Origin of the sequence: Comamonas sp. 17RB (assembly GCF_030056555.1) — a bacterium.
GTDB lineage: Bacteria > Pseudomonadota > Gammaproteobacteria > Burkholderiales > Burkholderiaceae_C > Comamonas > Comamonas terrigena.
Genome location: NZ_JASHHY010000003.1, coordinates 92,393 through 111,411, shown reverse-complemented (window position 1 = coordinate 111,411; position 19,019 = coordinate 92,393). Strand labels below are relative to the sequence as shown.

The 19,019-nt window shown below is 63.8% G+C and carries 15 protein-coding genes and 2 tRNA genes; 4 read left to right on the top strand and 13 right to left on the bottom strand.

Features of this window, described 5'->3' with window-relative positions; all coding sequences use genetic code 11:
* Positions 1 to 59: 59 nt before the first annotated feature.
* The 3 genes from QM470_RS06775 to QM470_RS06765 form a co-directional block, all read right to left on the bottom strand.
* Positions 60 to 2,606 carry a TonB-dependent receptor gene (locus tag QM470_RS06775; protein ID WP_283338668.1) on the bottom strand — a complete coding sequence of 849 codons (2,547 nt, stop codon included), beginning with the start codon at positions 2,604 to 2,606 and terminating at the stop codon, positions 60 to 62.
* A gap of 202 nt (positions 2,607 to 2,808) precedes the next feature.
* Positions 2,809 to 3,750, bottom strand: coding sequence for a FecR domain-containing protein (locus QM470_RS06770; protein ID WP_283338667.1), 942 nt, complete (start codon positions 3,748 to 3,750; stop codon positions 2,809 to 2,811).
* A 10-nt stretch (positions 3,751 to 3,760) separates the two neighbouring features.
* On the bottom strand, positions 3,761 to 4,240 hold the full coding sequence (locus tag QM470_RS06765; protein ID WP_283338665.1) for a sigma-70 family RNA polymerase sigma factor: 480 nt from the start codon (positions 4,238 to 4,240) through the stop codon (positions 3,761 to 3,763).
* Between the two features lie 304 nt (positions 4,241 to 4,544).
* Between QM470_RS06765 and QM470_RS06760 the strand changes: the two genes are divergently transcribed.
* Positions 4,545 to 5,036: a hypothetical protein gene (locus QM470_RS06760; RefSeq protein ID WP_283338664.1), complete on the top strand. Its 492-nt coding sequence runs from the start codon at positions 4,545 to 4,547 to the stop codon at positions 5,034 to 5,036.
* 157 nt (positions 5,037 to 5,193) lie between these two features.
* On the opposite strand, the gene QM470_RS06755 is transcribed toward QM470_RS06760, so the two are convergent.
* Entirely contained in the window at positions 5,194 to 7,899 is a 2,706-nt protein-coding gene (locus tag QM470_RS06755) for an HAD-IC family P-type ATPase (protein ID WP_283338663.1), read from the bottom strand.
* A gap of 116 nt (positions 7,900 to 8,015) precedes the next feature.
* Entirely contained in the window at positions 8,016 to 8,228 is a 213-nt protein-coding gene (locus QM470_RS06750; protein ID WP_283338662.1) for a hypothetical protein, read from the bottom strand.
* Positions 8,229 to 8,515: 287 nt separating this feature from the next.
* Between QM470_RS06750 and QM470_RS06745 the strand changes: the two genes are divergently transcribed.
* Complete coding sequence (locus tag QM470_RS06745) at positions 8,516 to 9,514, top strand: aldo/keto reductase (RefSeq protein ID WP_283338661.1); 999 nt, start codon at positions 8,516 to 8,518, stop codon at positions 9,512 to 9,514.
* A gap of 348 nt (positions 9,515 to 9,862) precedes the next feature.
* Here QM470_RS06745 and QM470_RS06740 read toward each other — a convergent pair whose 3' ends face one another.
* The 3 genes from QM470_RS06740 to QM470_RS06730 all read right to left on the bottom strand — a co-directional run bounded on the left by QM470_RS06740 (position 9,863) and on the right by QM470_RS06730 (position 13,175).
* Positions 9,863 to 11,698: a methyl-accepting chemotaxis protein gene (locus QM470_RS06740; protein WP_283338660.1), complete on the bottom strand. Its 1,836-nt coding sequence runs from the start codon at positions 11,696 to 11,698 to the stop codon at positions 9,863 to 9,865.
* 463 nt (positions 11,699 to 12,161) lie between these two features.
* A complete protein-coding gene (locus QM470_RS06735; protein WP_283338659.1) occupies positions 12,162 to 12,692 on the bottom strand; it encodes a phospholipase D family nuclease in 531 nt (176 codons plus the stop codon).
* A gap of 102 nt (positions 12,693 to 12,794) precedes the next feature.
* Positions 12,795 to 13,175 carry a DUF1360 domain-containing protein gene (locus QM470_RS06730; RefSeq protein WP_283338658.1) on the bottom strand — a complete coding sequence of 127 codons (381 nt, stop codon included), beginning with the start codon at positions 13,173 to 13,175 and terminating at the stop codon, positions 12,795 to 12,797.
* Between the two features lie 70 nt (positions 13,176 to 13,245).
* On the opposite strand from QM470_RS06730, the gene QM470_RS06725 reads away from it, so the two are divergent.
* Positions 13,246 to 13,914 (top strand): ArsR/SmtB family transcription factor, encoded by a 669-nt coding sequence (locus tag QM470_RS06725; protein WP_283338657.1) that lies wholly within the window; start codon positions 13,246 to 13,248, stop codon positions 13,912 to 13,914.
* A 130-nt stretch (positions 13,915 to 14,044) separates the two neighbouring features.
* On the opposite strand, the gene QM470_RS06720 is transcribed toward QM470_RS06725, so the two are convergent.
* The 5 genes from QM470_RS06720 to QM470_RS06700 form a co-directional block, all read right to left on the bottom strand.
* Positions 14,045 to 14,221, bottom strand: a complete 177-nt coding sequence (locus tag QM470_RS06720; protein WP_283338656.1) for a hypothetical protein — start codon at positions 14,219 to 14,221, stop codon at positions 14,045 to 14,047.
* Between the two features lie 299 nt (positions 14,222 to 14,520).
* Positions 14,521 to 14,611 (bottom strand) — tRNA-Ser (locus QM470_RS06715).
* Between the two features lie 79 nt (positions 14,612 to 14,690).
* A tRNA-Ser gene (locus tag QM470_RS06710) sits at positions 14,691 to 14,781 on the bottom strand.
* A gap of 92 nt (positions 14,782 to 14,873) precedes the next feature.
* Complete coding sequence (locus QM470_RS06705; protein ID WP_066535114.1) at positions 14,874 to 15,788, bottom strand: SPFH domain-containing protein; 915 nt, start codon at positions 15,786 to 15,788, stop codon at positions 14,874 to 14,876.
* A 143-nt stretch (positions 15,789 to 15,931) separates the two neighbouring features.
* Entirely contained in the window at positions 15,932 to 16,357 is a 426-nt protein-coding gene (locus QM470_RS06700) for an NfeD family protein (protein WP_283338655.1), read from the bottom strand.
* A 159-nt stretch (positions 16,358 to 16,516) separates the two neighbouring features.
* Between QM470_RS06700 and QM470_RS06695 the strand changes: the two genes are divergently transcribed.
* Positions 16,517 to 19,009 carry an arginine/lysine/ornithine decarboxylase gene (locus QM470_RS06695; RefSeq protein WP_283338654.1) on the top strand — a complete coding sequence of 831 codons (2,493 nt, stop codon included), beginning with the start codon at positions 16,517 to 16,519 and terminating at the stop codon, positions 19,007 to 19,009.
* Positions 19,010 to 19,019: the final 10 nt, after the last annotated feature.

The following is a 19,019-nucleotide window of genomic DNA, read 5'->3' as shown; positions in this document are numbered from 1 at the left end:
TGACTGCAGGCCGCTGGCAGCTACCACCATTGGCGCGGGTCAGCCGAGCTCAGACCTGCTTACCAGGTGTGTGCGTAGCTGATGCGCAGCACCGTGCCTGCGGCGGGCAGGCGGCTGGTGTTGTTGTTGCTTCGCAGCAGCTGGCTGTACAGCGGGTAGTAGTTGCGGTTGAGCAGGTTCTCCACACCCAGAGAGATGCGGTTCTTGGGATCGATCTTCCATTGGCTGATCAGGTCCAGGGTGGTGTAGCCCTTGGCGTTGTGGCGGCCGAAGCTGGTCTTGCCATCCAGGCGGTAGTCCTTGGAGGAATAGGAGCTGGCCTGCAGGCGGTGGCTCCAGCTGGCGCTGGGGCGGTATTCCACATAGGCCGTCAGCTTGAGGGGCGGAATGCGGTAGCCCGTCATGTCCTGGTACTGGGCCGCATTCTGGGGGAGTTCACGCCCCTTCATCCAGGTGAAGCTGCCGCCGGTGCTCCAGTGGTCGTCGTCGCTGAAGTAATCCAGGCTGCCTTCCAGCCCATGGATTTTTTCCTTGGTGCGCAGCAGGGTCAGGCCGTTGTTGAAGCTTTGCACCGCCCCCAGATCGGACTCGGATTGGAAGGCGCCCAGGTTGGCGATGACGTTGGCGAACTTGCCGCGCCAGCCGATTTCGACGGTGTTGGTTTTGACCGCCTGCAGGTTGGAGTTGCCGATGTTGAAGGCTGGTGTGGCATTGCGCACCACCACGCCGATATCGGGCAGCTCGAAGCCCTGGCTGTAGGAGGCATAGAGTTCATGCCCCTTGGTGGGCGCGAACACTGTGCCCAGGTTGTAGGTCCAGGCGTTGTACTTGACGGTGCCGCCTGCCACCGGCTGGGGGTTGGACAGCTTGGACTGCGACAGCGGCATGAAGCCGTTGAAGCTGGCCTGGGCGCGGTCGTAGCGCGCGCCGCCTTCCACCGACCATTGTTCGTTGAACTTGTGCTGCAGCTGGGCAAAGCCGCCGAGGCTGCGCGTGGTGACTGGGGGCATGTACATCAGGCGCCCGGTCTTGTTGAACACCAGGCCGCCGCTGGCGTCATAGGCGGCGGGATCGAAAATGTCGATCGGCATGTCGGTGCGCTCGTGGTTGAAGTCTGCGCCCCAGATCAGCAGGGTGTTCTTCTCGGCCCCCAGCGGTGTCTTGACAGTCAGGCGGCCGCCGAACACATCGGAGTTCTGCATGGACTGGTCGACATTGGCGCCCCGCACGGGCACGGCCCGCGCGTCAAACGGGGCAAAGCGCGTGTAGAAATCCCGGTAGTAGAACTGCGCCGCCACGATGCTGCCCGCAAGATTGCGGTTCTCGTAGTCCAGGCCCAGCATGGTGTTCTTGATCTGGTTCTGGTCGGCCAGCACCAGGCCATGGATGGACCTGGCCGCTGCCGTACCTGCAGGCAGGCGGGCCACGGACGGATCGGACGCATAGTCCGTGTCCTGGTTGGCGTTGTAGTGGCTGGCGGAGAGCTGCAGGCGCTGGTTGGCATCCAGCTTGAAGCCGATCTTGGCCGATGCGTTGTAGATGTTGGAGTCGAACAGGTCGCCCTGGCTGGGTTCGGGGGCGATGCGTTTGCCCTTGGCATCGTAGGAGCCGCCGACATGCTTGGCTCCCAGGCTGACCGAGTAGTCCACCACGTCGCCGCCGCCAGACAGGTAATGCTGGATCTCACCCCCCAGCCCCGCGCCCTGCAGTTGCGAGAGGGGGGCTGATCCCGTCACGATGGTCTCTGCCTTGGTTTCGCCCGAAGGGCGCTTGGTGCGCACGGACACGATACCGCCGGCCGCGCCGCTGCCGTAGATGGCGCTGCTGCCGCGCAGCACTTCGATCTGTTCGATGTCGGCGGGGTTGATGTTGGCCAGGTTGCGGGAGGAGTCGCGGTTGGTGTTCAGCGGCACCCCGTCCACCAGCACCAGCATGTTGCGGCCGCGCAGTGTCTGTCCGTAGTCGGTGATGGTGTGGCTGGAGTCCGCCATGCCTGGAACCACCTTGCTGAGCATGGTGGCCAGGCTGTCGGAGCCTTGGCGCAGCTGCTGCACTTCTTCGCCTTCCAGAATGGTCACCTGGCGCGACGGGGCCACCAGATTGTTCTGGGTGCGTGCGGACACGGTGACGGCGGCCAGTTCCGCTGCAGCTTGTGCATCTGCCGATGCGGCGGCGCCAGTCTTGGCGGTAGCAGGCACAGCGGGCGTTGGGGTGGCCGGCGCAGCTTCCAGCGCGTAGTTGCCTGCGCCCAGGCGGCGGGCATGCAGCCCCGAGTGTTCCAGCAAGCGTGCCAAGCCGCTGTCGACGGTGTGGGGGCCGGACAGGCCGGGGGTGCGCAGGTCCTTGAGCTGGGCCAGGTCCATGCTCAGGTTGATGCCGGCCTGGCCGGCAAAGTCCATCAGCGCGGGCCCCAGCGGGCCGGCGGAGATCTGGTAGGCCTTCTGTGCGGACTGGGCAGCAGGCTCTGCCGCGTGCACCGCCATGGGCAGGGCCAGTGCGGCGCTGCCGACGATGGCCACAAACGCGCCTTGGACGGCCAGGGTGAGCGGGTGCAGTGGCACTGCAGGGGAGTGGGGGGCGATGGGCCGTGAGCGCGTGGCAGGCATGGTGTTCAGTCCTCGTTGTCTGTCAATGAATGGGTCTTGATGTGCTTGACAGGCGAGATCGAAAAACCGGACAGCAATGGACAAAAAAATTGGTATGCCTGCCTGGAAGCCTGGAATGGTCGTTGGCGAAAGATGACCGGCGAGGGCGGTGGCAAGAGCAAGCGGAGGGCAGCCGGAGAGGAACAGCGCAGTCCCATCCGCATCAGGCGGGGGTGAGCGTCACCCAGTAGCGGGTGCGTGCTTGCGTGCGCACGGGCAGGGTCTGCGTCAGCAGTTCCAGAATGCGGTCCGTGTCGCGCAGCTGGAACACGCCGGAGACGCGCAGGTCGGCCACACCGGGGGCGCACTGCAGCACCCCGGGGCGGTAGCGCTGCAGCTCGGCCAGGAAGTTGTCCAGGCGCATGTCCTGGGCATACAGCGTGCCCCGCACCCAGGCATCGGTATGGGGCGGCAGTGGGGTGACGGCACCAGTCTGGTGGCTGTCGAAGCTGACCCGTTCGCCCGCCTGCACCACCAGGGACTGGCCGGACTGCGCGGGGGTGACCTGCACGGCTCCCTGCAGCACGGCCAGCGTGGTGCCGTGCGCATGCTTACGAACGGTGAACCGGGTGCCCAGGGCGCGCAACAGGCCGTCGTCCGTCTGCACCACGAAGGGCAGAGTCTGGTAGGCGCTGTCGTGCGCGGTCTCCACCAGGATCTCGCCCGCATGGTGGCGGACCCGGCGCGCTTCGCTGTCAAAACGGGTGCTGATGGCGGAAGCCGTGTTCAGCAGCACGTGGCTGTGGTCCGCCAGCGTCACATCGCGCGTTTCGCCCGTGGCGGTGCTGAAGTCTGCACTCCAGACCTGCCATGGCAGATGGCGGTAGGACAGCCAGCCCAGCATCGGGGTGGCCAGAACCAGCGCCGTGGTGCGCAGCACGTGCCGGCGGCTGCCCGCCCGCGGACGGTTCAGCACGGCCATGCCCATGGATGGGGGGACGCCATCCATGCGCAATTGCAGCTGTTCTATGCGCTGCCAGACGGCTTCATGGGTGGCGCTCCGGCCGCGCCACTGCGCCAGCTCGGCCTGCTGCGCAGCACCGAAGCCGGGGGCATACCGGCGCGCCATCCACTGGGCCGCCTCGTCGAGAATGCGTGCATCCATGGCGTGGCCTTCACGCATCCCACATCACGCGCAGGCATTGCCGGAAGCCTTGCGCCATATAGCGGGTGACGGTGCGCACGCTCAGCTGCATCTGCTCGGCAATCTCCTCGTAAGCCAGACCTTCGAGCTGAGAGAGCAGAAATGCCGTGCGCACCTTGGTCGGCAGTTCGCCCAGCAAGGCATCCAGCTCTTCCAGCGTCTCCAGCAGGATGGCCCGGTCTTCGGCAGACAGGGTGGTGGCTTCAGGCAGCAGCTGCAAGGAGGTGAGGTAGGCCTGTTCCAGCGAGCGGCGTTCCAGGTGGTTGATCATCAGCCGCCGCGCGACGGTGGTGAGATAGGCCCTGGGCTCGCGAATGTCTTCAATGGCCTGGGTCCTGGCCGTGCTCCAGATGCGCGTGAAGGTGTCCTGTGCAATGTCCGCTGCGTCGTGGCGGTCACCCAGCTTGCGTTGCAGCCAGGCAATCAACCAGCGGTTGTGCAGTGTGTACATGCCGCCAAGTGCTTCACTGGCGATGCTGTGGGCGGGGGTGGACACGGGAGGTTCAGGTGCATTGGAAATGCGGCGATTCTACATAAATGATACCTATTCTCAATTTATGCAAAGCCTCACCTCAAGATGCAGATTGGGGGCAGGTTGCGAATCGCGGAGAGCTTGTGTGGAGATGTGGGTCTGGACATTGGTACGACTTGGGCAATGCCGCTGTGCGGTCTGTGCCCTCCGCCTCAACAGGCTGTGGGCTGTATAGAGAAACAGTAAACTTTGGACTTGATAGCTCCAAAAAAAGAAGCCAAGCATGTCCGTAGAACCCGAACAGGAAGACGTCTCCATCTTCGAAGACCGCCTTTGGCACCACAAGGGCTGGGAAGCCCGTGTCATCAAGAATGAAGACGACGATGGCTGGGCTGTGTCAATGACCCAGGACGGCCAATCGGAGCCCGCCCTGGTCGGCCCATGGACCATGGGCCGCGACAAGAAGAATCCCAAGCCACTTGACGTGTCGGCCTTCAATACCTTGGTGAAGACGGCCCACGAGGTCATCCGTCGGCATGAGCAGCACCTGGCAGCGATGTTGCACCAGGCCATACAGATTGACGTGCACGGGTTGCGCGTGACGGTGGCTCTCGATATCGAGCCCGATGAGGAGAACCCCACTGCCACGCTCAGTGCGACGGCGGCGGACGGCAGCCAATTGGCCCAGGTGCGGGCCCGCCCCGACTACAGGCTCACCCGCGCTGCTGCGCAGCAGTGGGCAGACGCAGGCTACCCGCGCGCGAGCGAGGACTGAACGTCAGGGCAAGGCGGCTGCCTTGGCCAGGGGTGCGGCTTGAACATCACGCAGCGCTGAGTGCCCAGGAGTGCTGTGCGGCTGCAATGGGAATTGGTCGATTCAAGCCGCGGGACAGGTCGGCAGCTGGCGCTCCGCCAGCAATGCCCCTCTCGCCCTAGCCCCGGACATCCAGGTTCATCAGGCGCACCACCAGCTTTTCCACTTCCAGTAGCACCAGCAGCAGCACGCCCAGCCCGATGGACAGCAGGCCTGCGGTTATGTCCACGGGGCGGCTGTCGAACAGCGCCTGCATGGGCGGGGTGTAGGTGAACAGCAGCTGTGCCAGGATGACGCCGCCCACGCCCAGCAGCACGGCCGGGGTGCCCAGCACGCCGCGCAGGCTGAGCGAGGTGCCTTGTATGTAGCGCACGCTGAACAGGTAGAAGATTTCCATGATCACCAGGGCATTGACGACGATGGTGCGCGCCAGCTCGACCGAGTCGCCGCGTTGCAGCGACCATTCGAACATGCCGAAGCAGCCTATGGCGAACAGTATCGATACCAAGGCCACACGCCACAGCAGATAGGGCTGGAGCAGCTGTTCCTCGGGGGAGCGGGGCTTGCGCTGCATCAGCGTGGGCTCCGGTGGCTCGAAGGCCAGCGTCAGACCCAGCGCCACGGCGGTGACCAGATTGACCCAGAGAATCTGCACCGGCGTAACCGGCAGCGCCAGGCCCAGCAGGATGGCCACGATGATGATGATGGCCTGGCCGCCGTTGGTGGGCAGGGTCCAGGCAATGACCTTGCGCAGGTTTTCGTAGACGGTGCGCCCTTCCTTGACGGCAGCGACGATGGTGGCGAAGTTGTCGTCAGCCAGCACCATGCCTGCGGCTTCCTTGGCGGCAGCCGTGCCGGTGATGCCCATGGCCACGCCGATGTCGGCGCGCTTGAGTGCCGGTGCGTCGTTGACGCCGTCGCCGGTCATGGCGATGACGCTGCGGTCTGCCTGCAGGGCCTGCACCAGGCGCAGCTTGTGTTCGGGGCTGGTGCGGGCAAAGACTGTGGAGGCCCGGGCCACGTCGATCAGCTGGGCGTCGTTGAGGCCGTCCAGCTCATGGCCCGAAGTAACGCGGATGGTGTCGGCCAGGGCCAGTTCCTTGGCAATGGCGGCGGCGGTGGTGGCGTGGTCGCCGGTGATCATCTTCACGGCGATGCCAGCGCTGCGGCATTCGCGCACGGCTTCCTTGGCGGTGTCGCGCGGCGGATCGATCATGCCCAGTACGCCCAGCAGGGTGAGGTCTTTCACATCGTCCATGTCCACGCTGTCTGCGCCGTGCGCCGGGGCGCGGCTGGCCAGGCCCAGCACGCGGTAGCCCCGGGCGGCCAGGGCGTCGATCTGCTGCAGCCAGTAGGGAGCGTCCAGCGGTTGCAGGCCTTCGGGGCCCTGCTGGTCCACGCACATGGTCAGCACCTGTTCGGGCGCGCCTTTGACAAAGACCACGGCCGGCGCGTCCGCAGGCCGGTGCAGGGTGGCCATGAAGCGGTGGACGGCATCGAACGGCACTTCATCCAGGCGGAGCCAGTCCAGGCGCAAGGCTTCCACGTCCAGGCCGGCGCGACTGGCCAATGCCACCAGGGCGCCCTCCATGGCGTCGCCTTCCACGGTCCAGGCGCCGTCGTCGGCCTGCCGCACATGGGCGTCGTTGCACAGGGCCGCGCCCCGGGCGAACTGCAGCAGCGCCGGGTGGGCTGCAGGGTCGACCTGCTGGCTCGCCAGGCTGAAGCGGCCCTGGGGGGCGTAGCCTTCACCTTCTATCTCGAAGCTGGCGCCGGGCAGCACCACGGCGCGCACGCTCATTTCGTTGCGGGTGAGGGTGCCGGTCTTGTCGGAGCAGATGACCGAGACTGCGCCCAGCGTTTCCACCGCCGGCAGATTGCGCACGATGGCATAGCGCGCGGCCATGCGTTGCACGCCAATGGCCAATGCAATGGTCATGACCACGGGCAGGCCTTCGGGGATGGCCGACACCGCAATGCCCACGACGGCGATGAACGCATCGGCCAGGTCGTAATGGCGCACCCACAGCGCAAAGCAGAACATCAGGGCGGACAGGCTCAGCACCGTGATGGTGAGCTGGCGTGCAAAGCGGTCCATCAACCGGGTCAGCGGGGTGGCCAGGGTCTCCACCGTGCTCAGCATGGTGCTGATGCGGCCCAGCTCGGTGCGCGGGCCAGTGGCCACCACCACGCCCAGGCCTTGCCCGGCGGCGACCAGGGTGCCGGAGTAGGCCATGCAGAAGCGGTCACCCAGGGCGGCATCGGCAGCCACGGGGTCGACCGATTTGTCGACGGCGACCGATTCGCCGGTCAGCATGGCTTCATCCAGCTTCAGGCTGCTGGCACGCAGCAGGCGCACATCGGCTGGGACGCGGTCGCCAGCCTCCAGCAGCACGCAGTCGCCTGCCACCAGCTCTTCGGTGGGCACGGAGGTGCGCAGGCCGTCGCGCAGCACATTGGCGCGGCTGGAGACCATGGCCTTCACCGCATCCAGCGCTTTTTCCGCACGGCCTTCCTGCACAAAACCGAAGATGGCATTGATCAGCACCACCGCCAGGATGACCCCGGTATCGACCCAGTGCTGCAGCAGCGCCGTGACCACGGCCGAACCCAGCAGCACATAGATCAGCAGGTTGTTGAATTGCGACAGAAAGCGCACCAGCATGCTGCGTGACGCGGCAGCGGGCAGGGCATTGGGCCCTTGCTGCTGCAAACGCTCGCTGGCCTGGCTGGAATCCAGTCCGGCGGCGGTCGTGTGCAATTGGGTGAGAACGGCATCGGTCGGCAACGCGTGCCAATCGGCAACGCGGGTCTGTTCCTGCATCTGAGACTCCCTGACGATTCAACTGAAACTGAAACGTGTGTGAGCCGGATCTGTGCCCGGTTAGCTGGCTTCCGTGGAGAACGCTACGGTAAATGATAGGCGCTCAGCAAGCTTTGTCACTGACCATGGGCAGAACGGCGGCCATCTGCATCACAGCAATGGGCCGGCCCGATGGCGTTTTTTCCCTCTGAAACCGCCGTTGCATTGCCGCCGTGCATTTTTTCGCCCGCTGCTTGTTCGCCGGTGTCGACATCGCCTATGTCGACTTCCGCGGACAGGCGTTTGCTCCGCATTTTCACGGTGAATTTGTCACCAGCGTGAATACCCAAGGGTACGAACGCATCCGGCTGGAACGCACATCGCCGGAAGCGCGCGCGTGGGGTGGCGCTGCACCACCCAGACCCGGCGCAGGGTTCCTGTGCCATCAGCGCATGCTGGCAGTTCCTGAGTCTGTATGCCTGGCAAGCTTCCTGGCGGCTCTGTGCTGTGGTGCTTTGTCTGCGCGGGGCGGATGGCCCAGCGTCGCCACTTGGCGGGGCCGCGTACCTGTAGCATGCATGGGCGGCCGTCTACCTGGAGATAGGCCACCCCCAGCCATTCAGAGGAGTGCATAGCGATGGAGCAGCGCAAACTGGGAGACAACGGAAAGCTCTCTTCAGCCATAGGCCTGGGCTGCATGGGAATGAGCGAGTTCTATGGAAAAAGCAACGACGCAGATTCGCTGCGAGTCCTGGCGCGAGCACTGGAGGTCGGCGTCACCCACTTCGACACCGCAGACACCTACGGCTTTGGCCGCAACGAACAGCTCCTCGGTCAGTTTGTCGCTCACATTGGCAAAGCTGAGCGCGACAACATAGTGCTTGCCACCAAATTCGGCATTGTTCGCTCAGAAGGGAAGTATGAGCGCCGCATCGACAACTCGCCTGCATACATTCGGCAGGCCTGTGAAGCGTCGCTGAAGCGGCTCGGCGTCGAAAGAATCGACTTGTACTACTGCCATCGGCGAGACCTCTCTGTTCCCATTGAGGAAGTCGTGTCTTCCATGGCCGCCCTGGTCGCCGCAGGAAAGGTTGCTGCAATCGGCCTGTCAGAAGTTTCCCCGCAAACGCTCAGGCGGGCCCATGCCATCCACCCCATTGCAGCAGTTCAGAGCGAATACTCTCTCTGGAGCCGAGAGCCTGAGCACGCGATGCTGGACACTTGCGCCGAGCTAGGAACGACCTTTGTTGCCTATAGCCCGCTTGGCCGCTCTTTTCTCGCCGGACCAGTCAATGTGGACGCACTGGCGCCCAATGATTTCAGGCGTTCCAACCCGAAATTCAACGGCGATGCTGGGGCGCAGAACCAGCAACTCGTCAGCGAGCTGACGGCGTTTGCTTCACGCTACGGGCTGAAAAACTCCCAAGTTGCCCTGGCGTGGATTTTGAACAAGCACCAGAACGTCATTCCAATTCCTGGTACGCGACGGGTGAGCTATCTGGAGAGCAATGTCAGCGCTTCCAGCGTGACGCTCACCTCCAAGCAAATTCAAGAACTCGACGAGATGTTCGCACCAGGGCGCGTGGCTGGTGAACGCTACCCCGAGGCGGGCTTCACCGGAATCGAAAGCGAGTAACGGATGGCGGCCATGCAACGCGAGTGGGCACGAGCCGCTCGCCTTGCCGCGCCATAAATGGCTCCGATGTGTGGATGGAATCTCTGACTCGTTTGCTGAGCGCTCTCGGCGCGAGACTGGAGCATCTGCGGCCATGACGCACCGCATGAGTGAGGTGCACCTTGTGAAGGTGTACTTCACACGTACTGCTTGGCAAGGTGCGCAGCGGCCTTTCTCTGCTGTCAGGCTCCGGTCATGCGGTGCAGCTGTGTTTCAGGCGCCGCAGCACTTCCGTTTTCGCTACCAGCGCCTGCTGCCCGGCCTTCGATGCCGACATGTGCGGCTTCGATCGGCACGCGGCAGACTAGGTTATCGAGACAGCTGCAGGAGCTTGGAGGATTGGCTGGAATCCTCTGTGGACAGCGTGAACCGGCTCACCGCATCGGACAAGTGGTGGGCCTGTTCGTTGAGCACGCCCGAGGCAGCCGTGGACTGCTCGACCAGGGCGGCATTTTGCTGGGTGGATCGATCCATTTCTGCCACGGCCTGGTTGATCTGATCAATGCCCGTGCTCTGCTCTGCCATGGAGCCGTGGATCTCGTTGATGATGCGGGCCACCCGCTGGATGCTGTCCACGATCTCGCCCATGGTGGCGCCCGAGGCGCGCACGCGCTCCGTGCCTGTGCGTACGCTGGCACCGGAGGCGTCAATCAAGGCCTTGATCTCCTTGGCGGCGGTGGCACTGCGGTGGGCGAGGGAGCGAACCTCGCTGGCGACCACGGCAAAACCGCGGCCCTGCTCGCCTGCACGGGCGGCCTCGACGGCGGCGTTGAGTGCCAGGATGTTGGTCTGGAAGGCAATGGCATCGATCACGTTGATGATTTCGCCAATGCGGGTGGAGGACTGGGCGATCTCATCCATGGTGGCGACCGCACTGCTGACGGTGGCGCCGCCACGGTTGGCCGATTCACTGGCGGCATCGGCCAGGCGCGTGGCCTGTGCTGCGGCATCGGCCGACTGGCGCACATGGACCGTGAGCTGGGAGAGGGCGGCCGAGGTTTCCTGCAGGCTGCTGGCCGAGTCCTCGGTGCGGGTGGACAGGTCCACGTTGCCGGCCTTGATCTCGTCGGTGGCAGTGGTCATGGAGTCCACGCGATTGCGCACGTCCTGCAGCACGACGCCGATCTGCTGCACAAAGCTGTTGAAGGCCACGGCAATCTGTGCCACCTCGTCCCGGCCGATCACGGGCAGGCGCTGGGTAAGGTCACCGCCGCCCGAGCCGATCCGGTTCATGGCGTCGCGCACCTGAGACAGGCGGCGGAACGATGTCGCTGTGAGCGCGGCAGCCACCGCGGCGGCCAACAGGGCCAGGATCACGATGGCGGCGATCAGGGTATGCAACAGGCTGGACAGGCCGGCCGTGGCTTCCGCCTCGTCCAGGGCAACCACCAGCAGCCAGTCGGTTCCGGCCACCGTCTGGGCCTTGAGCAACTGGGGGCGACCGCCCAGGTCCAACCGCATGGGCGCCTGGGCGCTGGCCAGCGCAGCCAGCGCTGCAGGCGTCAGCTCGGTAGAGAGCGAGGTGGCAGGCTTGAGTGCGTACTCCGCGTTGGCATGCGCCAGGATCATGCCTTCGGTGTTGACCACCCAGCCGCTGCTGCTGGGCGTGGGGCGGATGGCTGCAACCACGGCGCGTACGCCATCCAGGGGCACGGCGCCGCTGAGCACGCCGCGCACACCGGTGGCCTGCAACGGAGCCACAAAGGCCACATAGGGTATGCCGGTGCTGGAGTCGCCATAAGGCTTGGTCACCGTCAGCTTGCCGGCCTGTACGGCGGCCTTGTACCAGGGCCGGGCTGTAGGGTCGTAGTCAGCGGCGGTCTGGGTGGTGGACTTGAAGCTCTTGTCTTCCCAGCCCACGGTGGTAATGGGGAAACCGCTGGCCTGGCCCATGTGGGCCGCCAGGTCGCGTGGGTCACCGTGTTCGATGGCGGCTGCAGCGGCGGTTACGGCTTGCGCCTTGGCGGCCACCCACTGGTCGACGGCCATGGTGTTGCCTGCTGTGACGGCATTGAGGTCCTGTGCCAGCGTCTGGAAACTGCTGGTGCGGGCGATGGTGTAGCTGGCAGCACCGGTGATCGCCAGTGCGCCCACCACGGTGGCCGTGCTGATGGCCAGGATTTTTGAACGAAGGGTATGGAACATACGGAATCCGAGGCACTCAACAGGTGGTGAAACAAGATGCACAACTACCCTTGTTCTCGGAAATGCACGAGAAAACTTGAGAGATGTGAAAAATGAAATCTTTTTCATATCTCTGGCGGTACTTGTCGTGGTGAAAGTGACAACGGTTGGCGTTTCGCCGTCCCATGCCGTTGCGTCCCATCAGGTCCGTTGCGATCCGGCTGGCTTTGCCGGTATTGCGTGTGGTGTCCACTGCCTGTGTTCGGGTTGGACTCTTGAGCGAGAAGCACCCCGGTGTACTGGGATGGGTCTTATTTTCAGAACTGGCGTTGTTGTGAACGCGGTGGAAGTACGCCATGGTCTCCTCAGCGCAGGCAGGAGCCACTGCTGAAACAGTCGTCCGGTTCGGTTACCGGATGCCCCAGACCACGGGGCACGGGCCACGGGCCACGGGCCGCGTCGTGTGGCGTGGCGGCCAGCGTCGTCAGCGCACCGGGTAGGGAACCCCCAGCTCCCAGCGGGACTGCCAGTGCTGGAGGTACTGCCGGGTCACTTCCGGCATGCCGCGAATCACCACCACGTTTTCCGAGTTGGCGGTCTCGGCCGATGGGGCGTAGTTGAAGGAGCCGGTTTCCACGGCATCACTGTCCACGATCATGGCCTTGTCGTGGTGGATGTGAAAGCGGTCGTTGGTGCGCAGTTCAATGCCGTTGCGCACCACCAGGTCCATTGCGGCCTGGCTGGCTTTGCCGGTGTTGCGTTTCTTGTCCACCACGATGCGCACCTGCACGCCGCGTTGCCGGGCATCGACCAGGGCCTGGGCAATGTCCGGCGCCTGGAAGGCATAGGCGAGGATCTGGATGCTGGTCCGGGCACTGGTGATGGTGTCCAGCACCAGTTGCCGGGCCGAGCCCTCGGGTGAGAAGCCCACCTGTACGCTGGGCGCGGCGCTGGAGAGCATGGGCAGACCCAGCAGGGCTGCCAGAGCGATGGCGGGGATGGGATTCCGGTTCATGTGGGCGAGCCTCTGCGCAGCAATGGTGGATGTGGCCTGGCGATCCTGATGGCAGAGAGTAGAACGCAGAAACCGGAATCCGGCCACCAAGGCGGCACGGCGCTATTTGTGCATGACCGCGGCCATTTCTTTTTGCTTGAGCTTCATCGCCATGGCGCTCAGAAAGACCCTGAACAGCAGGCCGCACACCAGGGCGGCGATCGTGATGGTGAAGAAGATCGACACGATGAGGTCGACGGCCAGCAGGTTGCTGTGTATCAGGCGGGGCTGGTAGACCAGCACGGCCGCGATGACGACCCAGTGGCTCATGCAATAGAAGCAGGTGAACAGGTAGCCCACCATGTGGCCCAGCTTCTGGCTCCAGGAACGTAGTGGTGCAAACAGCTCCGTCATGGTGATGGTGTAGGAAATGCTGGCGGCAGCTACCGCGATGACCACGCACATCCACAGCGCTGCGGCACCGTGGGCCCAAATGATTTCCATGGCGTATCCTCTCAATGGATTAAACATTCAATTAAACAATTGAATGATAGTGGAGTGCTATCTTTGGGGCATGGACAATCACCTATCACCTGTCGGGCCAAGCGTGCTGGCGCAGTTCGCGGACATTGCCAAGACACTGGGCAACCCGCAGCGGCTGGTGCTGCTGGAGCAGCTGTCACAGGGGGAGATGGCGGTGGAGCGGCTGGCGGAGCTTGCGCAACTGAGCGTTGCCAATGCTTCGCAACACCTGCAGACGCTCAAGCGCGGCGGTTTTGTGACGGCACGCAGGCAGGGCAAGCAGATGCTCTACCGACTGGGCGCAGGCCCTTTGACCGAAGTGCTGGCGGCCTTGCGCAACTATGCGGAGTTTCAGCGCAGAGCGCTGCAGCAGACGCTGGCGCTGGATTTCCAGCCGCTCAAGCTGGAGGCCATCACGGTGGCCGAGCTGCGCCGCAGAATGGCAGAGCAGAACATCACGCTGGTGGATGTGCGGTCCGAGGCCGAGTTTGCACAGGCCCATATCCCGGGCTCGGTGAACATTCCCATTGCCAAGCTGCAGTCGCGTATGCGGAAATTGCCCAAGACGGACATCGTGGCCTACTGCCGCGATCCCTACTGCATCTCTTCCACGCAGGCGGTGGAGCTGCTGGTCAGCCACGGCTACCAGGCCCAGCGCCTGGTGGGGGGCGTGCCGGAATGGGAGCAGGCCGGAATGGACAGTGAGAAGGGCGGGGCCTGAACCCGCGCACTATGCCTTTGCGCCGGGGGCGTCTGCAGGTGGGAGGTCCATGGCGAGCCGCTCCCGTCGCTGGCGCCGAGCCTTCAGCGGCGCGGAGCAACGGGTAGGCTGCTGCTCCGTTGCCTGTGGATCACTGCTCCTTGGCGGGCTTGCGCATCAGCTTGGATGCCCCGAACAGGACGATGCCCACGCAGAACAGCGATGTGCCGGGCAGCCACAGCCCAGGGCGGTCGCCTGCAATGCCGGCTGCTAGCACGCCTATGCCAGCACCTGCAGCGAGGGTCGAGAAGCGGGTGAGAATTTTCATGGATGGATCTGCGCAGTTGGGTTGGCACACACTGTGGCGGCCAGATGGCCGGAGCCGGTTGTGTGCGAGAGGGCGGTGTTGTGGCTTGCTGTAGGGCTTGTTCCTGCTGGCTGGCGTGCTTCCGATTGTGCAGCAAACGATGAGGAGAATGGGGCAGGGCGGTGAAATCTGCTGCTGCCTGGGCAATGGCTGCATCTGGGCGCAGCATGGGTTGTGGCGCGGCGACGCTCTTGTTGAGAGGGCGCGGGACAATGAGAAAAGCCCCAGCTACTTGCGTAACTGGGGCTTGGGGTTCAATGTGGCGGAGCAGGCGGGATTCGAACCCGCGGTGGGCTATTAACCCACACACGCTTTCCAGGCGTGCGACTTAAACCACTCATCCACCGCTCCACATTGATAACCGGCGTTGTTTCCCGGGAGGGAAACAAAAAACCAAGCTCTACTGGCAGCTTGGTTTTGAAAATTCATTTGGCGGAGCAGGCGGGATTCGAACCCGCGGTGGGCTATTAACCCACACACGCTTTCCAGGCGTGCGACTTAAACCACTCATCCACCGCTCCGTGTGATGAAGCCGCAATTCTAGCCTGAAATTCCGCCGCTCCCGGCGAAGTGCCTGTTTTTTTGTGCAGGCACGCGGGAGCGGGGCCGGAAATCAGACGCTCTTGCCGACCTGCACCATCTTCATGGCGGAGGTGATCAGGCCCGAGACTTCGGTCATGTTGCTGGGCACCACCAGGGTGGTGTTGGAATCCGCGGCCACCTGGCTGTAGGCTTCCACGGCCTTTTCTGCCACCTTCAGCTGCACGGCCTGTTCGCCGCCGGGCTGGCGGATGGCAGTGGCCACGCGTTCGATGGCGGTCGCAGTGGCTTCGGCCACGGCCTTGATGGATTCGGCCTCACCCTGGGCCTTGTTGATGACGGCCTGCTTCTCACCTTCGGAGCGTGCGATGAAGGCTTCGCGTTCGCCGGTAGCGATGTTGATCTGTTCCTGGCGGCGGCCTTCGGAGGCGGCGATCAGCGCGCGCTTTTCACGTTCGGCGGTGATCTGGGCCTGCATGGAGCGCAGGATTTCAGCGGGCGGCGTCAGATCCTTGATCTCGTAGCGCAGCACCTTCACGCCCCAGTTCAACGCGGCCTCGTCAATGGCGGACACCACCTGGGCGTTGATCATGTCGCGCTCTTCGAAGGTCTTGTCCAGCTCCAGCTTACCGATCACGCTGCGCAGCGAGGTCTGGGCCAGCTGGGTCACGGCCATGATGTAGTTGGACGAGCCATAGCTGGCGCGCATGGGGTCGGTCACCTGGAAGTACAGGATACCGTCGACCTGCAGCTGGGTGTTGTCGCGCGTGATGCAGACCTGGCTGGGCACATCCAGCGGGATTTCCTTGAGGCTGTGCTTGTAGGCCACGCGGTCCACGAAGGGCACCAGAAAGTTCAGGCCGGGCGTGAGGGTGCCGGCGTACTTGCCCAGGCGTTCCTTGACCCAGGCGTGCTGCTGGGGGACGACCTTGACGGATTGCGCCACAAAGATGATGGCGATGACGAACAGGACGATGGCAATTTCCATGGATGCTCCTTCAGCATGAAAGGGGAGTTGCGAAAACGGGGACTGCCTGCGCTGCAGCAGCGCTGGGTGGGCAGCCGATTGGGATCAGATTGTGAGCGCAAGGGGCACAAAGGCCCCAAAGCCCGATGGTGGCCGGGCCTGGATCAGGCCTTGTCCACCACCAGACGGTTGCCTTGCAGCTCCACCACGCGGTACTGGCCGGGGGCCGGCATGGAGCCGGCGCGCAGCACGGCCGTCCATTGCGCACCCCGGTAGGCGACGCGGGCGGTGCCATCGGCTTCCCATTGGTGGACGGTGACGGTTTCGCCAATGTCCAGGTTCATGGCCGGATCGGCCGAGGCCGGCAGGCCCGAGCTGCGGGCGCGGCGCACGCGGCGGGCCACCACCACGCACAACACGCCCACCACGGCAGCGACCACGATTTGCAGTGGCATGCTCAGACCCAGGTGGGCCGCCACGGCGCCTGAGGCCAGGCCCAGGCAGATCATCAGCAGATAAATGGTGCCCGTCAGCAGTTCGGCCACTACGGCCATGCCCGCCAGAATCCACCACCAGGTGCTTGCCTCCATTGTCTGCAGTCCTTTCGGCGCCGTCGTGCGGCGCAGTATGTTGGTAACAAAACCCCGTTTTGCCATGAATTGCGGGCAAACCGCAGGGAATGCCCTCGATATTACTTACACTTCGCGCCTGTTTCGTTATTTATGAGGCCCGGTTGCACGGGGCTGCGCATGAAATTTCGTTTTCCCATCGTCATCATCGACGAGGACTATCGTTCCGAGAACACCTCGGGTCTGGGTATCCGCGCCCTGGCGCATGCGATCGAGGAAGAGGGCTTCGAGGTGCTGGGCGTTACCAGCTACGGCGACCTGAGCCAGTTCGCGCAGCAGCAAAGCCGGGCAAGCGCCTTCATTCTGTCGATCGACGATGAAGAGTTCACGCTGGGCAGCGACAAGGACCCCATCATTCACAGCCTGCGCAACTTCATTGGTGAAGTGCGCCGCAAGAATGAAGAGGTGCCGATCTACATCTACGGCGAGACCAAGACCAGCCGCCACCTGCCCAACGACATCCTGCGCGAGCTGCACGGTTTCATCCACATGTTCGAGGACACCCCCGAATTCGTGGCCAAGCACATCATCCGCGAAGCCAAGAGCTACCTGGAAAGCGTGCAGCCGCCGTTCTTCAAGGCGCTGCTGGACTACGCCGAAGACGGTTCGTACAGCTGGCACTGCCCCGGTCACTCGGGTGGCGTGGCGTTCCTGAAGAGCCCCGTGGGCCAGATGTACCACCAGTTCTACGGTGAGAACATGCTGCGCGCCGACGTCTGCAATGCCGTGGAAGAACTGGGCCAGCTGCTGGACCACAACGGTGCCATCGGCGAGTCCGAGCGCAATGCCGCGCGCATCTTCAATGCCGATCACTGCTACTTCGTGACCAATGGCACGTCGACTTCCAACAAGATCGTCTGGCACCACACCGTGGCACCCGGCGATGTGGTGGTGGTGGACCGCAACTGCCACAAGTCCATCCTGCACTCCATCATCATGACGGGTGCGATTCCGGTGTTCCTGAAGCCCACGCGCAACCACTTCGGCATCATCGGACCGATCCCGCAGAGCGAGTTCAGCGTGGAGTCGATCCAGGCCAAGATTGCGGCCAACCCGTTGCTCAAGGGCGTGGATGCCAAGGCCGTCAAGCCGCGCGTGCTGACCCTGACCCAGTCCACCTACGACGGTGTGCTGTACAACACCGAAACCATCAAGGGCATGCTGGACGGCTATGTGGCCAACCTGCACTTCGATGAAGCCTGGCTGCCCCACGCTGCTTTCCACCCCTTCTATGGCAGCTACCACGCCATGGGCAAGAAGCGTGCGCGTCCCAAGCACTCCGTGGTGTATGCCACCCAGTCCATCCACAAGCTGCTGGCCGGTATCAGCCAGGCATCGCATGTGCTGGTGCAGGACAGCCAGACCGAAAAGCTGGACCACCCGCTGTTCAACGAGGCGTACCTGATGCACACCTCGACCAGCCCGCAGTACAGCATCATCGCCAGCTGCGATGTGGCTGCCGCCATGATGGAGCCGCCTGGAGGCACTGCACTGGTGGAAGAGTCCATCCTGGAAGCGCTGGACTTCCGCCGCGCCATGCGCAAGGTGGATGACGAGTTCGGTGACGACGACTGGTGGTTCGAAGTCTGGGGCCCTGAAGCCCTGGCCGAAGAAGGCGTGGGCTCGGCCCAGGACTGGATCATCCGCGGCCCCGATGCCTCGCGCAAGCACAAGGCCAAGGGCAAGAGCGGCAAGGAATTCGACAACTGGCACGGCTTTGGCGACCTGGCCGACGGCTTCAACATGCTGGACCCGATCAAGTCCACCATCGTCACGCCGGGTCTGGATCTGGATGGCGACTTTGCCGACACCGGCATTCCCGCCTCCATCGTCACCAAATACCTGGCCGAGCACGGCGTGGTGGTGGAAAAGACCGGCCTGTATTCCTTCTTCATCATGTTCACCATCGGCATTACCAAGGGCCGCTGGAACACCATGCTGACTGCGCTGCAGCAGTTCAAGGACGATTACGACCGCAACCAGCCGCTGGCGCGCATCCTGCCCGAGTTCGTGCAGCAGCACCGCCGCTACGAACGCATGGGTCTGAAGGACCTGTGCCAGCACGTGCACGAGTTGTACGCCAAGTACGACATCGCCCGCCTGACGACGGAGATGTACCTGTCCGATCTGAAGCCGGCGATGAAGCCTTCGGATGCCTACGCCCACATTGCCCAGCGCAAGACCGAGCGCGTGGAGATCGACCACCTGGTGGGCCGCACCACCGTGGGTCTGGTCACGCCGTACCCGCCCGGCATTCCGTTGCTGATTCCCGGTGAAGTCTTTAACAAGAAGATCGTGGACTACCTGGTGTTCGCCCGCGAATTTGCCAAGGAATGCCCGGGCTTCGAGACCGATATCCACGGTCTGGTGGAACTGGAAGACGAGAACGGCAACATCCGCTACTACGCCGACTGCGTGGCAGAACCCGCAGTCAAGCCGGCGGCCGCGCCGCGCAGCCGCACGGCCGGTGCCAAACCGGCCGCCAAGCCTGCCGTGAAGGCGGCTGCGGTCAAGAAGGCGGCAGCCAAGCCCGCCGCCAAGCCCGCCGCCAAGAAGCCTGCCGCAGCGGCGAAGAAGCCCGCGGTGAAGACCGTCAAGGCGGCCAAGGCCTGAGCTTACGGTG

What these genes read in the sequence shown, in the direction of transcription:
- QM470_RS06775 (WP_283338668.1), bottom strand. Translation starts at nt 2,606, where the DNA reads ATGCCTGCCACGCGCTCACGGCCCATCGCCCCCCACTCCCCTGCAGTG.
- QM470_RS06770 (WP_283338667.1), bottom strand. Translation starts at nt 3,750, where the DNA reads ATGGATGCACGCATTCTCGACGAGGCGGCCCAGTGGATGGCGCGCCGG.
- QM470_RS06765 (WP_283338665.1), bottom strand. Translation starts at nt 4,240, where the DNA reads ATGTACACACTGCACAACCGCTGGTTGATTGCCTGGCTGCAACGCAAG.
- QM470_RS06760 (WP_283338664.1), top strand. Translation starts at nt 4,545, where the DNA reads ATGTCCGTAGAACCCGAACAGGAAGACGTCTCCATCTTCGAAGACCGC.
- QM470_RS06755 (WP_283338663.1), bottom strand. Translation starts at nt 7,899, where the DNA reads ATGCAGGAACAGACCCGCGTTGCCGATTGGCACGCGTTGCCGACCGAT.
- QM470_RS06745 (WP_283338661.1), top strand. Translation starts at nt 8,516, where the DNA reads ATGGAGCAGCGCAAACTGGGAGACAACGGAAAGCTCTCTTCAGCCATA.
- QM470_RS06740 (WP_283338660.1), bottom strand. Translation starts at nt 11,698, where the DNA reads ATGTTCCATACCCTTCGTTCAAAAATCCTGGCCATCAGCACGGCCACC.
- QM470_RS06735 (WP_283338659.1), bottom strand. Translation starts at nt 12,692, where the DNA reads ATGAACCGGAATCCCATCCCCGCCATCGCTCTGGCAGCCCTGCTGGGT.
- QM470_RS06730 (WP_283338658.1), bottom strand. Translation starts at nt 13,175, where the DNA reads ATGGAAATCATTTGGGCCCACGGTGCCGCAGCGCTGTGGATGTGCGTG.
- QM470_RS06725 (WP_283338657.1), top strand. Translation starts at nt 13,246, where the DNA reads ATGGACAATCACCTATCACCTGTCGGGCCAAGCGTGCTGGCGCAGTTC.
- QM470_RS06720 (WP_283338656.1), bottom strand. Translation starts at nt 14,221, where the DNA reads ATGAAAATTCTCACCCGCTTCTCGACCCTCGCTGCAGGTGCTGGCATA.
- QM470_RS06705 (WP_066535114.1), bottom strand. Translation starts at nt 15,788, where the DNA reads ATGGAAATTGCCATCGTCCTGTTCGTCATCGCCATCATCTTTGTGGCG.
- QM470_RS06700 (WP_283338655.1), bottom strand. Translation starts at nt 16,357, where the DNA reads ATGGAGGCAAGCACCTGGTGGTGGATTCTGGCGGGCATGGCCGTAGTG.
- QM470_RS06695 (WP_283338654.1), top strand. Translation starts at nt 16,517, where the DNA reads ATGAAATTTCGTTTTCCCATCGTCATCATCGACGAGGACTATCGTTCC.